This is a genomic window from Paraburkholderia sp. GAS448 (assembly GCF_050435685.1).
Taxonomy (GTDB): Bacteria; Pseudomonadota; Gammaproteobacteria; order Burkholderiales; family Burkholderiaceae; genus Paraburkholderia.
In genome coordinates this window covers 350,549-365,087 of sequence record NZ_JBNDKT010000001.1, presented here as the reverse complement: position 1 = coordinate 365,087, position 14,539 = coordinate 350,549, and the positions used below count along the sequence as shown (strand labels likewise).

Sequence of the window (14,539 nt, the reverse complement as noted above, 5' to 3'; positions counted from 1 at the left end):
GTTCCCCTTGTTGGTTGTGTGCTGGCAGAATAGGGTTTTCGTGGCACTACGAGTAGACCCACGGCAGACACTATTTCTGGAGCCACGAGGCACATGGATTTTGGATTGCTGCTTTCCACACACGCGAAAGAAAGCGCGGCTCAGTCGAACGGTCGTCGGTTGCCGCGTCAGCGGTTGTTGTACGAAGCGTTGCGCAGCGCGATTCTCGACGGCAAGGTCGCGCAGGGTTCGCGTTTGCCGGCCACGCGCGTGCTGGCGGAAGAACTCGGCATCGCGCGCAATTCCGTGCTGTACGCGTACGAGCGTCTCGCCGCGGAAGGCTTTCTCGAAGCCGATCGGCATGGCTCCGTCGTGGCGCATCTTGGGCTGCACGCGCAACCGTCGGCGGCGCTCGACAGACAGCTGTCAGTGGGCTTGTCGCGGCGCGTGGGCGGCCTGCGCAACGATCGGGAGGCGCTGGAAGAGCACGTCGCGTTTCGCCCTGGCCTGCCCGCGCTCGACGAGTTCCCGCTTGCCCAGTGGCGCGCGGCGATGGAGCGCGCATGGCGCAGGGTCGACGTCACCGATCTGGGTTATGGCGGCAGCCAGGGGCATCCTTCGCTGCGGCGGGCGGTTGCCGATTATCTGAAGGTGTCGCGCGGCGTGCGTTGCGATGTCGAACAGGTGTTCATCACCGACGGCACGCAGACCGGCCTCGACGCAGCCGCGCGCATGCTGGCCGATAGCGACGATACGGCGTGGATCGAAAACCCCGGTTACAACGGCGCGCGTGCTGCGTTTCAGTCGGCAGGGCTCCGGATCGTGCCGATTCCGGTCGATGCGCAAGGAATTGCGCCGACGCCGGCGCATTGGCAGGATGCGCCGCCCAAGCTGATCTACATCACGCCGTCTCATCAATACCCGCTTGGCAGCGTGCTTGGTCTGGAGCGGCGCGTTGCGCTGATCGATGAGGCGCGCGCGCATGGCGCCTGGATCATTGAAGACGACTACGACAGCGAATTCCGCCATGAAGGGCCGCCGCTGTCCGCCGTCCAGGGGCTCGCGCCCGATGCGCCGGTGTTCTATGTCGGGACCTTCAGCAAGACGCTGTTTCCTGCGTTGCGGCTCGGCTTCATGGTCGTGCCGGCGCAACTGGCGAACGCGATCGCGCTGACGATGGGCGAGATCACGCGGCGCGGTCGCGTCGCGGACCAGATCGCGCTCGCGGATTTCATTGATAGCGGCATGTATAGCCGTCATCTGCGTCGCATGCGGCGGCTCTATTCGGACAGACGCCGCGCGCTGCTCGAGGCGCTTGAACGCCATCTGCGTGGTGTTGTGACGGTATCGGGCGGCGCGGGCGGCATGCACCTGACGGTGCGGCTCGATGTGCCGCTCCCGGACGTGGAGATCAGCGACATCGCGTTGACGAAGGGCATCGTCGTACCGCCCGTCAGCCGGTATTGCCTGCCTGCGGAAGATGCGGGCCGATATAACGGCTTTGTGCTCGGCTATGCGGGCGTGCCTGCTGATGAGATCGATGGGCTTGTTGCGCGGCTGGCGGATGTGATTGACGCGTTGTTAGCTGCGCGTGGCCGGTAGACGGGGATCACGCGGGGCGACTTACAGCGAGGCGACGTCCCGCACGATCCTGTTTGCGCAGCAGCGATTCGCATGCCACCCCTCACACCTTAAGCGGAATCCAAAGCTCGAACCCACCCATACCCGTCATCGGATTGAACTGCTCGCCATAGCGTTCGAAAACAGGCGCGTCTGCGACCTCATGTTCCGACTCGGGCAGCCATTTGTTCCAGATCGTATTCCAGGTTTGCCGGATCGTCGAAATGTGCTCGCGGTGCGCAAACACCGCATAGCGCTGTTCGCCGATACGCACGCGTGCAAAGTCTGCCGGCAGCGCCGAGAAGTCGGTCACTTCGACGCCGCACAGATAGTCGAAATTTCCCGCATCGTCCTGGTTGAAGCAGACGCCATAGGCGATCTGTCCAACCTGTCCCGGCACCTTGCCGAAATGCGGCCCGAAGCGTTGCCACTGCGCGGCAATGCCGGCGCTCTGCTCACACGTATAGCGTTCGCAAAGGCCTGCGATGAGCAGCGCCTTGCCGTCTTCGATGCGCGGTGGCGCGAGGTCTTCGAGAAATGACTGGTCCATGATGATCGGCTCCACGAGTTCGATGTTGCATACGGATCCTTGCGCGCGGACCGCTTCGGGCGTGATCCCGAATTGATCGCGAAACGCACGGGTGAATGCCTCATGAGAGCCGTATACCGCCTCGACTGCGACCGCCAGAATATCCGGAGCGCCGTCCGCGAGCGAGCGGGCCGCTTCCGACAGGCGCCGGCCGCGCACATAGCGCATCACCGAACGGCCGGTCGCGGCTTCGAACGCCCGCGACAGGTGGAAGCGGGACACACAGCTACCGCTTGCGATGTCATCGAGCGTGATATCGCGCGCGAAGTGGCTTTCGATAAACCAGAGTGCTTTTCCGACGGGGTTCATGCCAGCTCTCATATCAGCATGAAACCAGCATAGCGGTGCGCCGCGCGGCGCATTTGATCGCTATTGCGCAACATGCGTCGCGAGACCATCGGTTGTGGGGAGTGAGATTCAGCCGCTGCGTGCGGCCGTATCGCTGCCTGCCCGGCCAGATGCGCCGCGGCGGCTGTGCCCTTCGCCGCGATCGGTGGCTCCGCTCTGCCCGGCGCCAGCCTTTGCGCCCCGGCGCAGCAACAGTCCGCCAAGCACGCCTGCCGCGGCCGCAAAGACCGCGCCCGACATGAAGGCGACGTGATAACCGCCGTTGAGTGCGGCGCGCGGCTGCGCACCGCTGCCGAGCAGGTTGCCGGTTCGTGCGGCGGCGAGGCTTGCGAGAATCGCGAGACCGAGCGCACCGCCCATCATGAAAGCCGTGTTGACGAGGCCCGACGCAAGCCCGGAATCCTCCGGCTTCACGTCGCTCATCGCGGCGAGCAGCAGCGGGTTGAACGCGATGCCCGCACCGAAGCCGAGCAGGATCATGCCGGGCAGCACGTCGATGGCAAAGTGCCCGTCGAGCGGCGCGCGCGCGAACAGCGCCAGTCCGCACGCCGCGATCAGCAGACCGACTGCGAGCGGCAATCGCAGACCGAAGCGCATCACTAGCCGTGCCGACAGACCGAGCGAGAAGAACGCCATGATCACGTTCGCCGGCAGGAAAGCGAGGCCGACCTGAAACGGCGGATAACCCAGCACGCGTTGCAGATAAAGCGCCGAGATAAAGAACCACGCGAACATGGCCGCTGCCCACAACACAGCGACGACGTTTGCCGTCGCGACGTTGCGCAACGTGAAGAGACCGAGCGGCATCAACGGATGACGCACGCGTGACTCGATGCCAAGAAAAAGCGCAAGCAGCGCCGCGGCGATGACGAGCAAGCCGATCGTTTCCAGCGACGTCCAGCCGGCTTCGTTGCCATTCACGATTGCATAGACCGCGAGCATCAGCGATGCGGTGACGGTTGCCGCACCCGCGACGTCGAGCCTGCCCGCCTCTGCCTGGCCGCGCCCGGCGGGCAGCAATGTAAGACACAGCGCATAGACGGCGATGCCGATCGGTAGATTGACGAGAAAGATCCAGTGCCAGCTCAGCACGTTCGTGAGCAGTCCGCCGAGCAGTACACCAATGCTTCCGCCTCCGGCACACACGAAGCCATAGACCCCCATCGCTTTCGCACGCTCCCCCGTTTCGGTGAACAGGTTCATGATCAACGACAGCGAGACCGCCGACACCACGGCGCCGCCCAACCCCTGCACAGCGCGCGCGAAGACCAGCAGCCCCTGGGCGTTCGCGAGTCCGCATGCAAGGGACGCGAGCGTGAAGAGCGCGATACCGGCAAGGAACAGCCGCCGATGTCCGAACAGATCGCCCAGCCGTCCCCCCAGCAACAGGAAACCGCCGAAGGTCAGCATGTAGGCGTTGACGACCCATACCAGCGCGGTTTCGGAGAATCCGAGATCTGTCGCAATCGACGGGAGCGCGACATTCACGATCGTCGTGTCCAGGACGATCATCAACACGCCCATGCAGAGGACGATGAGTGCCAGCCAGCGCTTCTTGCCGTCGATGTTATGCGTCATGCCCGAGTCTCCGTGTTCTGCCTTGTCGCTTCAAAGGGGGGCCATCCCGCCGTTGACCATCCATGGCGTGCCGAAGCGGTCTGTCGTCATGCCGAATGCTTCGGCCCAGAATGTCTTCTGCAGCGGCATGATGACCTGGCCGCCGTCTGCCAATGCGTCGAATATACGCTGCGCGTCGGCGGCGGTGGGATACACCAGCGACAGCGAGAAACCCTTCATGCCTTCGTACGGCCGGTCGGGCGGGCAGTCGGAAGCCATCAACGTGCGCTCGTCGAGCACGAGGCGCGCATGCATGACCAGGTCGCGCGCTTCGGGTGCCATCTGGTCGCAGCCAGGACCCTCGCCGTAAGTCATCATGCGTTCGAGCTTGCCGCCGAGCGTGCGCTCGTAAAAGCGCATCGCTTCGGCGCATTTGCCGTTGAAAAACAGATAGGACTCGAGTACTGGCATGACTGTCTCCTTCGTTTCAGATTGAGATTGCAGTTTAGTACTCTAACGATTGCTGGTAACAGGAAGGTGGTGAAACGCTTCCTGACCTTGTTTACGCTGCCGGAGCCCGCGCCCGGCAATGTGCTTCCTGAATGACCTCATGTGAATGCCGCACAGTGCATGCGGCATTCAATCACTTCAGCTCAACAGCTCGTAAGGACCGCCGCGCTCCAGCGCCTGCTGATACGCGGGCCGCGCATGCGGCCGCCACCCCATGCTTACGCCTTGTCTCCCATCAAGGCGTTCGAGGGCAACGTCTCGTCCAGCAGTTTCCTCGCGCTTTCGATGCCTGCCACCGGCAGGCCAGTCGGGTTCAGCAGCCCGATCTGCACGAGCACCGATGCCTGATCCCAATAGATGTGCTCGTTGTACAGCTTGTCGCCCCGGAAGCACACGATGGCCAGCATCGGCACCTCGAAATACTTGCCGGTCGGCGCGACGCCGGGCAGCATCCAGTCGATTTCGCGCGAATGGGTACAGCTGAAAATAAACTCATCGACGATGCGATCCGCGCCGATAGTGCGCGAAATCGGAATCAGCTTTGTATCGTCGGGGTTCGAGTTGACGAAGTGCTTTGTATAGAAGCGCTTCAGGTTGTCGTAGCCGACGCCGCCCGTCATCGTCGGCACGTGATTGACGTAAGGGTCGGCGACCATTGTCGGCATCACCGAATCGACATCACGGGTCGCGAACTCGTAGTAGCAGTGCTGTTCCCACAGCGCGTTGAGGTCGTACACCGGGCCGAGCACCTTGCGCAGCAACGCGAGCGTGCGCGAATACGCCATCATCGTCGCGGGTTTGTTGTACTGCGGACGCGCCGGTGTGGCGAACGCGTGATCGCAGCCGGGATAGACGTACTGTTCGATCTGCGGCCGCTGGCGCAACGCGGCGCTGATGCGCTCACGTACGTCCGGCGGGCAGAGTGCGTCGTTCTCAGCAAAATGGAACACCATCGGGCAGCGGATGGTCTGCACCTCGTCCAGATACGCTTCGCAACCGACGCCGTAGTAGCTCACCGCGCAATCAACGTCAGTGCGCGCCGCGGCAAGCATGGCGAGCCTGCCGCCGAGGCAGTAGCCAATCGCGCCGACCTTGCCGACCTGCTCGGGCAACGCGCGCAATGCGGCGAGCGTGGCCGCGATGTCGTCGATCGAGCGGTCGATGTCGAAGCGTTCAAGATACCCCAACGCCTGCTTGACGTCCGCCTCGCCATAACCGAGCACGATGCCCGGTTTCATGCGCCAGAACAGATCGGGCACCAGCACGACGTAGCCCTCTTCGGCGTAGCGGTCGGCCATCGACCTCATATAGTCGTTGATGCCGAAAATCTCCTGCAGCAGCACGAGCCCCGGGCCCGAACCTTGCGCTGGACGGGCCATGTACGCATTGAAACGGCCGCCATCCTGGGCGACGACTTCGATGAAAGATCCGGCCATGAGCGCTCTCCTGCAGGAATGACGGTGTCGGGGTGATCTACATCGTGCGTAACGCAAACCGTTTGAGCTTGCCAGTTTCCGTGCGCGGCAACGCGTCGATGAACTCGATGATGCGCGGATACTTGTACGGCGCAACCGTATTTTTCACGAAATCCTGCAGTTCTGCGACCAGTTTGTCACCTGGCTGATACGGCGCACGCAGCACCACGAACGCCTTGACGATCTGGCCGCGCATCTCGTCGGCGACGCCGATTACCCCGCACTCTGCCACCGCCTCGTGCTGCATCAGCGCACTTTCCACTTCCGGACCGGAGATGTTGTAGCCCGCGGAGACGATCATGTCGTCGGCGCGCGCCTGATAGAAGACGTAGCCGTCGTCGTCCATATAGACGCTGTCGCCGGGCAGGTTCCAGCCGTCGCGCACGAACTTCTCCTGGCGCGGGTCGGCCAGATAGTGGCAACCGGTTGGACCGCGCACGGCGAGTTTGCCGATGGTGCCGCGTGGCACGGGCTTCATTTCATCGTCGACCACCTGCACCACGTAACCCGGCACCGCGCGGCCGATCGCGTGCTGGCGCACCTCGTTGCCAGCCGCTGAAATGAAAATATGGATCAGCTCCGTGCCGCCGATGCCGTCGATCATTTCGATGCCGCTCGCGTCGCGCCACAGCGTGCGTGTGGAATCGGGCAGCGCTTCGCCGGCGGAGACGGTCTTCTTCAGGCTCGTGATATCGAAGCGCGGCAGCAGCGGCGCCATCTGCCTGTAGAAGGTCGGGGCGGTGAACATGATCGTCGTGCGATAGCGTTCGACTGTTTGCAGCAGCGTTTCCGGCGTGAGCCGCTCGATCAGCACCGTCGATGCGCCAACGCGCAGCGGAAAGCACAACATGCCGCCAAGACCGAACGTGAATGCCAGCGGAGGCGTGCCGCAAAACACATCCTGAGCCGATGGCTTCAGCACATGGCGGGGGAACAGGTCGCACATCGCGAGGACATCGCGATGAAAATGCATGCAGCCTTTCGGCGCGCCGGTTGTGCCGCTCGTAAAGGCGATCAGGCACACGTCGTCGCTTGCGGTGTCGCAGGCCGTAAAGTCGGCGGGCTTGCTGGCCGCCAGTGTTTCAAGCGAACCGGCTGAGTCGTCGTGAAAGACGCAGATCTGTCTGAGGTCCGGGCAGAAGAACTCATCTTCCGCATCGCTGTTGCGCCTGAGTTCGTCGGTCAGGCGCCCATCGCACAGGGCGGCGCTCACGCGCGCCTTGTCGATGACCTGCTTGAGCTCTTTTGCGCGCAGCAGTGGCATTGTCGGCACGACGACGAGCCCGGCTTTCAGGGCGGCGAGAAATGCCACGGCCATCTGCAACGTATTCGGCCCGCGCAGCAGCACGCGGTTGCCGGGTTGCAGGCCCATGTCCTCGATCAGGACATGGGCGCTGCGATTGACCAGCGCCAGCAGTTCGCCGTACGTGGTGGCGTGAGGCTGCCCGTCGACTTCAGACCAGATCGCCGGACGGTCGCGATGACCCCCTTCGACGGTCCGGTCCAGCAGTTCCGTTGCGCAGTTCAAACGCGCCGGATAGGCCACGTCGGGATTGTCGAGCAGAAACACCGGCCATTGTTCCTGCGGCGGGAGGTTGTCCCGTGCAAAGGTATCGACGTGTGCTGACGGTTCCATCCTGGTCTCCCGGAGCGAGAAAGAGGTTTAGCGGGCTTCGTGGGGGATCACTGCTGTGGCTTCGATTTCGACTTTCGCTTCGTCTTCGATGAGCGCGACGACCTGCACCGCGCTCATCGCGATGTCGTAGTCGCCGATCAGCTCGCGGAACGCACCGCCGATTTCCTTCAGCGAGGCGAGGTATTCGCGTTTGTCCGTGACATACCACGTGAGGCGCACCAGATGCTCGGGCTTGCCGTTCGCTTCACGCAGTACGGCCACCACGTTGCGCAGCGCCTGGATGGCCTGCGCCGCGAATTCGGTGCTCTGAAAACGGGCCTGTTCGTCCCAGCCGATCTGGCCGGCGATGAACACCTGCGTGCCGGTCGCGGCGACGCCGTTTGCGTAGCCGCGCGGCTTGATCCAGCCTTGCGGCAGGAGAGATTTTTTCATGAGCGAAGCTCCTGCAAGGATTGATGCTGCGGGGCGAACATCGCGAGTGCGGTGGCGATGTCGTCGGGAATATCGATGGAGTTGCCCGTCTCTAGCGATGTGGTCACCAGGACCTGGTGCGCGCGAAAACGGACTTCGTCACCACACTGACCGACGATGTCGAGCCGTATCGAACGCCGCCCGATCGACGCGACGGATAGCGATAGCGTGACTGTTTCGCCCATCCGGCTCGGCCGCGAGAACTCGCATTCGAGCTTGACGATCGGCAGGCCGATCCGGCGCTGTTCGATCATGTGCGCGTAGTCGATGTTCAGGCGATCGGTGAACCAGTCTTCGACGAGCGCGTTGGTGAGCACCAGATACTGCGGAAAGAACACGATGCCGGCGGGATCGCAATGCGAGAAACGAATGCGTACCGGCAGCTCGAAGATCGCGCTCATCGGCTCTTCCCCCGCTCTTGCGCGACGGCATGCGCCTTCAGAAGATCGCGTCCGACAATCAGTTGCTGCACTTCGGTTGCGCCTTCGTAGATGCGCAGCGCGCGAATCTCGCGATACAGCATTTCGACGGCTGTACCGCTTTGCACGCCCATGCCGCCCCAAAGCTGCACGGCTGCGTCGATCACCTGCTGCGCACCTTCGCTTGCGTGCCACTTCGCCATGGCTGCCTCGCGCGTGACGCTTTCGCCCTGATCGCGCAGCCACGCGGCGCGATAGACGAGCAGCGCGCTGCTGTCGATCGTCAGCGCCATCTGCGCGAGCTTTGCCTGCGTCAACTGGAAGTCGCCGAGCGTCTGGCCGAACATCTTGCGCGAGGCGGCGCGTTCGAGGCCTGCCTGCATCGCATGCCGCGCGAAACCGAGCGACGCAGCCGCAACCGACGTGCGGAAGATATCGAGCGTGCGCATCGCGATCTTGAAGCCTTCGCCCGGCACGCCGAGCATCTGGCTGCGCGGGATGCGTGCGCCTGCGAAGTGCAGGCGCGCGAGCGGATGCGGCGCGATGACGTCGATGCGCTCGGCGATCTGCAGTCCCGGCGTATCCGCATCGACGATGAATGCGGTGATGCCGCGCGCTCCGGGCGCTTCGCCCGTTCTCGCGAAGACGACGTAGAAGTCGGCGATGCCGCCGTTCGAGATCCACGTCTTGTCGCCGTCGAGTACGTACGTGTCGCCTTCCGCGCGTGCCGACAGCGCCATCGCCGCGACGTCCGATCCGGCTTCGGGTTCAGACAGCGCAAACGCTGCGAGCGCCTCGCCACGCGCGACACGCGGCAGATAACGCGATTTCTGTTCGTGCGTGCCGGCGAGCGAGATTGCGCCTGATCCAAGTCCCTGCATCGCGAGCGCAAAATCGGCAAGGCCGGAGTGCTTCGCGAGCGTTTCGCGCAGCAGGCAGACCGCGCGCGTGTCGATGGTGTCGCCGTGTCCGCCGTAGGCGAGCCCACCGACGCCGTATTTCAGCCAGCCCGCCTCGCCCAGCTTGCGCACGAGCTGCCGGCAGGTCGCATCGACGTCGTCGTGCGGCTCATGTCCGAGGTTGGCCGCGGCCCACGCTTCGACACCGGCGGCAAGCGCGCGATGATGGTTTTCGAAGAACGGCCACGCGAGCGCGCCGTGCATGTCTGTTGTCTGTGAGGTGCTCAACTCAGTCTCCTTCGAACACCGGTCGCGTTTTCGCCGCGAAGGCGCGATACGCCCGATCGAAGTCGCGTGTGCTCATACAGATCGCCTGAGCCTGCGCTTCGGATTCGATCGCCTCGTCGACGCTCATGCTCCATTCCTGATGCAGCATCTTCTTTGTGATGCCATGCGCGAAAGTCGGACCGGCGACGAGATCGGCCGCGAGTTGCGTGGCTTCGGCGAGGAGCGCATCCGGATCGCAAAGACGGTTGTAGAAGCCCCACGCGTGGCCTTCCTCGCCGCTTGCCGAGCGACCCGTCAACAGCAGTTCGGTCGCGCGACCCTGGCCGATGATGCGCGGCAGGATCGAGCACGCACCCATGTCGCAACCGGCGAGACCCACGCGCGAGAACAGGAAGGCGAGCTTGCTGCGCGCGGTGCCAAGACGCAGATCGGACGCCATCGCGAGGATCGCGCCCGCGCCGGCGCACACGCCATCGACGGCCGCGACGACCGGTTGCGGGCAGTGGCGGATCGCTTTCACCAGATCGCCGGTCATGCGGGTGAACATCAGCAGTTCGGGCATCGGCAGGTCGATCAGCGGTCCGATGATTTCATGCACATCGCCACCGGAGCAGAAATTGCCGCCCGCGCCGTGGATCACGACGGCCTTCACATCGGTTGCATACGCGAGCTGGCGAAACAGGTCGCGTAGTTCGGCATACGATTCGAACGTCAGCGGATTCTTGCGCTCCGGACGGTTCAGCGTGACGGTGGCGACGCCGGCGTTGACGGACCAGCCGAAATGCCGTGCTTCGTAGTTCGCAAGTTTCAGGCGATTGCCGGCGAGCAGGGCGTCGGCGTTGTGCTGTGTCATGAATCTCTCCTGTGTCGACCAGAGTTGGCGCTTTAGCGTGTCGACCAGAGTTGGCGCTTTAGCGCCTACTTTGGTCCCATGCAGAGCACCTACTTTGGTCCCATGCAAGTTACAGTGCGGTATCAATCAATCGCCGAGGGTGTCGAGCAGATGTTGTTTCAGCTTGCCGAGGCGCTGATGCATCCGCGATTTGTCGTCGAGGCCAAGGCCGCCGAACATTTCGACGACCCACTGTTCGTGCGCGACGGCCATCCTGTCGAACAATGCGCGGCCATTCGGTGTGAGCTTGACGCTGATCGAGCGACGGTCGTTCGGATCGACGTCACGGGTGACGAGGCCTTCTTTCTCGAGCTGGTCGGTGATGCCGGTCACGTTGCCGCCGGTCACCATCAGGCGACGCGACAGCTCGGTCATCTTCAGGCCCTCGGGATGGCGCTCGAGCTGCGCCATCAGGTCGAAACGCGGCAACGTCGTGTCGAATTCGTTGCGCAGACGCTTGCGCAGCTCGGCTTGCACGAGGTTGGTGGTGGTCAGCATCCGCAGCCACAGACGCAAGCCCATATGGCTATCCGCGCCGGTGCTCATCTCCATGTCGACGACATTCCCGGCGGGCTTGGCTACGCCTTTGCGCGTGCTTTTTGCTTCGGCGGCAGCGTTTTTCTTCACGTTGGCAGCGTTGGTCACATTACTTCTCCACCGGAGATGGAAATCGATTGGCCCGTGATCGCGTCGGAACCTGGCGCACACAGCCAGAGCACGGAGTTCGCGACTTCTTCCGGCGCGACGAAACGGCGTTGGGGGTTCTGACGCAGCAAGGCTTCGCGCGCCTCCTGTTCGCTGCGCGAGGTTTTCGCCGTGATCTGGTCGAGCGATGCGCGCAGCAGTTCGGTCTCGGTATAGCCGGGGCACACTGCATTGACGGTGATGCCTCTCGTCGCGACCTCGAGAGCGAGCGAACGCGTGAGGCCGATCACGCCATGTTTCGCCGCGCAGTACGCCGCGACGTAGGCATAGCCGGTCTGCCCCGCGGTGCTTGCGACGTTGACGATCCGGCCGCCGCCGCGTTGGAGCATCGAAGGCAACACGGCGCGGGTGCAAAGGAAGACGCCCGTCAGGTTGACGTCGAGCATGCGTTGCCAGAGCGCCATGTCGGTGTGCGCGAACGGCGCGGCCTGGGCCTGGCCCGCGTTATTGACGAGCACGTCGACCGGACCGAAGCGCTCCGCAGCCCGCGCGAACGCGGTGGCGACGGCCGCTTCCTGCGTGACGTCGACGCTGAGCGCTTCTACTTGCCCAGCCGCTTCGAGTGCATCGCGTTGTGCAGCGAGCTTCGCCGGATCGCGGCCCATCAAGGTCACGCGCGCGCCAGCGCGAATCAGCGCCTGCGCGGTGGCCGCACCGATGCCGCTACCGCCGCCGGTCACGACGACGTGCCGGCCTTCAAGTCCCTGCCACGTGTTGTTCACGTTGTTCCCTCCGCGCGCTGGGCGCGCTCCTGCGGCGAGAGCCGCGCATTCTCGATGGCCTGCGCGCGTTCACGTTCCAGATTGCGTTCGAGCTGCGACTTTGCCGCGGTGTACTGCCTGGGCCACATCACATCGAAATAACCGATGCGCGCGGCTTCGTTGAGCGTCCACGAAGGATTGGCCAGATGCGGACGCGCAACCGCGCACAGATCGGCGCGTCCGGCTGCGATGATGCTGTTCACGTGATCGGCTTCGGAAATCGCGCCAACGGCGATCGTCGCGATGCCGGCTTCATTGCGGATGCGGTCGGCGAAGGGCGTCTGGAACATGCGGCCGTACACGGGCTTCTCTTCCTTGCTGACCTGTCCCGACGAGACGTCGATCATGTCCGCACCGGCTGCCTTGAACGCGCGCGCGATTTCGACGGCGTCGTCCGGCGTGGTGCCGCCTTCCACCCAGTCGTTGGCGGAAATGCGCACGGAAATCGGCTTGTCCTGCGGCCAGACCTTGCGGATCGCAGCGAAGACCTGCAGCGGATAGCGCAGACGGTTCGCAAGCGAGCCGCCGTATTCATCCGTGCGTTGGTTGGTAAGCGGCGACAGGAAGCTCGACAGGAAATACCCGTGTGCACAGTGCAGTTCGAGCCAGTCGAAGCCGGCAGCGTCCGCCATTTCGGTGGCACGCACGAATTCGGCTTCGATCGAACGCAGGTCCTCATGCGTGGCCTCGCGCGACCACTGGCTCACGCCGCGCAGATACTGCTGCGGCGAGGCGGACACGAGCGGCCAGTTGCCGTCAGGCAAGGGCTGGTCGATGCCTTCCCACGCGACGCGCGTCGATGCCTTCGCTCCAGCGTGGCCGAGTTGCATGCCGATCTTCGCGTCCGATTGCGCATGCACGAGATCGACGATGCGGCGCCATGCAACGAGATGCTCAGGCGCATACATGCCGGGACATCCCGGCGTGATGCGCGCTTCCGGCGATACACAGGTCATCTCGGTCATCACCAGCGCGGCCCCGCCCATTGCGCGGGCGCCGAGATGCATCAGGTGGTAGTCGCCGGCAATGCCGTCGACCGCCGAGTACTGCGCCATCGGCGATACGACGACGCGGTTCTTCAACGTCACGCCGCGCAGCCTGAATGGCGTGAACATCGGCGGGATCGGGCGCTTGCCGTCGTCGCGCGTGACACCGGCTTCAGAGGCGAGCCAGTCTTCGAACTGGGACAGATACCGTGCATCGCGGGCGCGCAGGTTTTCGTGCGAGATGCGCTGCGAGCGCGTCAGCAGCGAATACGCAAACTGTTCCGGCTTGAACGACGTGTAGCGGTCGACGTGTTCGAACCATTCCGTCGAATTGCGCGCCGCGTTCTGGATGCGCAGGACGTCGACGCTGCGCACTTCCGTGTAGTGCGCAAGCGCGGCCGGAAGGTCGCCGGGATGGGCGCCGATGCTGTTGGCGAGTTCGATGGAATCTTCAAGCGCTAGCTTGGTGCCGGAGCCGATCGAGAAATGCGCGGTATGGGCGGCGTCGCCCATCAGGACGACCGGCGTTTTGCCGCCGCCGGCGCGCGGTTTCCAGTGCACCCATTCCTTGTTGACGACGCGCGGGAAGCGGATCCATTGCGACGAGCCGCGCAGATGGCTTGCATTGGAGAGCAGCGCATTGCCGTCCAGGTATCTGGCAAAAATGCGCTCGCAGAACGCGATGCTGTCTTCCTTGCTCATTTCGTCGAGACCGGCAGCGCGCCAGACGTGCTCAGGCGTTTCGACGATGAAGGTCGATGTGCTGTCGTCGAAGCGGTACGCGTGGGCCTGGAACCAGCCCCATTCGGTTTCTTCGAATGCGAATGTGAAGGCGTCGAAGAGCTTCTTCGTGCCGAGCCAGACGAAGCGGCAATGGCGCACGTCGATGTCGGGCTGGTAGGTCGCCTCATACTTCTGGCGGATCGCGCTGTTCAGGCCGTCCGAGGCGACGATCAGGTCGGCGTCATAGAGGTCGTCATCCGTGACCTGGGTTTCGAAGACCAGCTTGACGCCCAGTTCCTCGCAGCGCGCCTGCAGGATGTTAAGCAGACGCTTGCGTCCGATCCCGCAGAAGCCGTGGCCTGACGAACGGACCTTCTCGCCGCGGAAGTTGATCTCGATGTCGTCCCAGTGATTGAAGGCGTCGAGGATCATGTCGGCGCTGGGCGCGTCGGCCGCACGCAGGTTGCCGAGCGTCTGGTCCGAGAACACGACGCCCCAGCCGAACGTGTCGTAAGGGCGGTTGCGTTCGATTACGGTGACTTCGTTCTCCGGGTTCCGTCCCTTCATCAACAGGCCGAAGTACAACCCGGCGGGGCCTCCCCCGATACAGACGATGCGCATACCCGCTCCTTACGTGGTTTACGGGATTTAATTTAGTCCTAGATAGTTTAGATGTCAAGT

At 63.6% G+C, this 14,539-nt stretch carries 13 protein-coding genes; 1 reads left to right on the top strand and 12 read right to left on the bottom strand.

Going from position 1 to position 14,539, the window contains the following annotated elements:
- Positions 1 to 93: 93 nt before the first annotated feature.
- Positions 94 to 1,581 carry a PLP-dependent aminotransferase family protein gene (locus P3T23_RS01660; RefSeq protein ID WP_429314450.1) on the top strand — a complete coding sequence of 496 codons (1,488 nt, stop codon included), beginning with the start codon at positions 94 to 96 and terminating at the stop codon, positions 1,579 to 1,581.
- Between the two features lie 82 nt (positions 1,582 to 1,663).
- Here P3T23_RS01660 and P3T23_RS01655 read toward each other — a convergent pair whose 3' ends face one another.
- From P3T23_RS01655 to P3T23_RS01600, 12 genes are all read right to left on the bottom strand, one after another.
- Positions 1,664 to 2,497: an AraC family transcriptional regulator gene (locus P3T23_RS01655; RefSeq protein WP_429314449.1), complete on the bottom strand. Its 834-nt coding sequence runs from the start codon at positions 2,495 to 2,497 to the stop codon at positions 1,664 to 1,666.
- A gap of 108 nt (positions 2,498 to 2,605) precedes the next feature.
- Complete coding sequence (locus tag P3T23_RS01650; RefSeq protein ID WP_429314448.1) at positions 2,606 to 4,114, bottom strand: DHA2 family efflux MFS transporter permease subunit; 1,509 nt, start codon at positions 4,112 to 4,114, stop codon at positions 2,606 to 2,608.
- 30 nt (positions 4,115 to 4,144) lie between these two features.
- Positions 4,145 to 4,564: a VOC family protein gene (locus tag P3T23_RS01645; protein WP_429314447.1), complete on the bottom strand. Its 420-nt coding sequence runs from the start codon at positions 4,562 to 4,564 to the stop codon at positions 4,145 to 4,147.
- A gap of 257 nt (positions 4,565 to 4,821) precedes the next feature.
- Positions 4,822 to 6,039, bottom strand: coding sequence for a dienelactone hydrolase family protein (locus tag P3T23_RS01640; RefSeq protein WP_429314446.1), 1,218 nt, complete (start codon positions 6,037 to 6,039; stop codon positions 4,822 to 4,824).
- A gap of 37 nt (positions 6,040 to 6,076) precedes the next feature.
- Positions 6,077 to 7,714 carry an AMP-binding protein gene (locus P3T23_RS01635; RefSeq protein WP_429314445.1) on the bottom strand — a complete coding sequence of 546 codons (1,638 nt, stop codon included), beginning with the start codon at positions 7,712 to 7,714 and terminating at the stop codon, positions 6,077 to 6,079.
- A 27-nt stretch (positions 7,715 to 7,741) separates the two neighbouring features.
- Positions 7,742 to 8,146: a RidA family protein gene (locus tag P3T23_RS01630; RefSeq protein ID WP_429314444.1), complete on the bottom strand. Its 405-nt coding sequence runs from the start codon at positions 8,144 to 8,146 to the stop codon at positions 7,742 to 7,744.
- Positions 8,143 to 8,586, bottom strand: a complete 444-nt coding sequence (locus tag P3T23_RS01625) for an acyl-CoA thioesterase (protein WP_429314443.1) — start codon at positions 8,584 to 8,586, stop codon at positions 8,143 to 8,145. The genes P3T23_RS01630 and P3T23_RS01625 overlap by 4 nt, the downstream gene beginning before the upstream one ends.
- Entirely contained in the window at positions 8,583 to 9,767 is a 1,185-nt protein-coding gene (locus P3T23_RS01620; RefSeq protein WP_429314832.1) for an acyl-CoA dehydrogenase family protein, read from the bottom strand. Before P3T23_RS01620 ends, P3T23_RS01625 begins: the two co-directional genes overlap by 4 nt.
- A gap of 25 nt (positions 9,768 to 9,792) precedes the next feature.
- A complete protein-coding gene (locus P3T23_RS01615; RefSeq protein WP_429314442.1) occupies positions 9,793 to 10,644 on the bottom strand; it encodes an enoyl-CoA hydratase family protein in 852 nt (283 codons plus the stop codon).
- 126 nt (positions 10,645 to 10,770) lie between these two features.
- The gene (locus P3T23_RS01610) at positions 10,771 to 11,328 is read right to left on the bottom strand and encodes a MarR family winged helix-turn-helix transcriptional regulator (protein ID WP_429314441.1); all 558 of its coding nucleotides are present in this window, start codon (positions 11,326 to 11,328) and stop codon (positions 10,771 to 10,773) included.
- Entirely contained in the window at positions 11,325 to 12,110 is a 786-nt protein-coding gene (locus P3T23_RS01605; RefSeq protein WP_429314440.1) for an SDR family NAD(P)-dependent oxidoreductase, read from the bottom strand. Before P3T23_RS01605 ends, P3T23_RS01610 begins: the two co-directional genes overlap by 4 nt.
- Entirely contained in the window at positions 12,107 to 14,479 is a 2,373-nt protein-coding gene (locus tag P3T23_RS01600) for a bifunctional salicylyl-CoA 5-hydroxylase/oxidoreductase (protein WP_429314439.1), read from the bottom strand. The genes P3T23_RS01605 and P3T23_RS01600 overlap by 4 nt, the downstream gene beginning before the upstream one ends.
- Positions 14,480 to 14,539 lie beyond the last annotated feature (60 nt).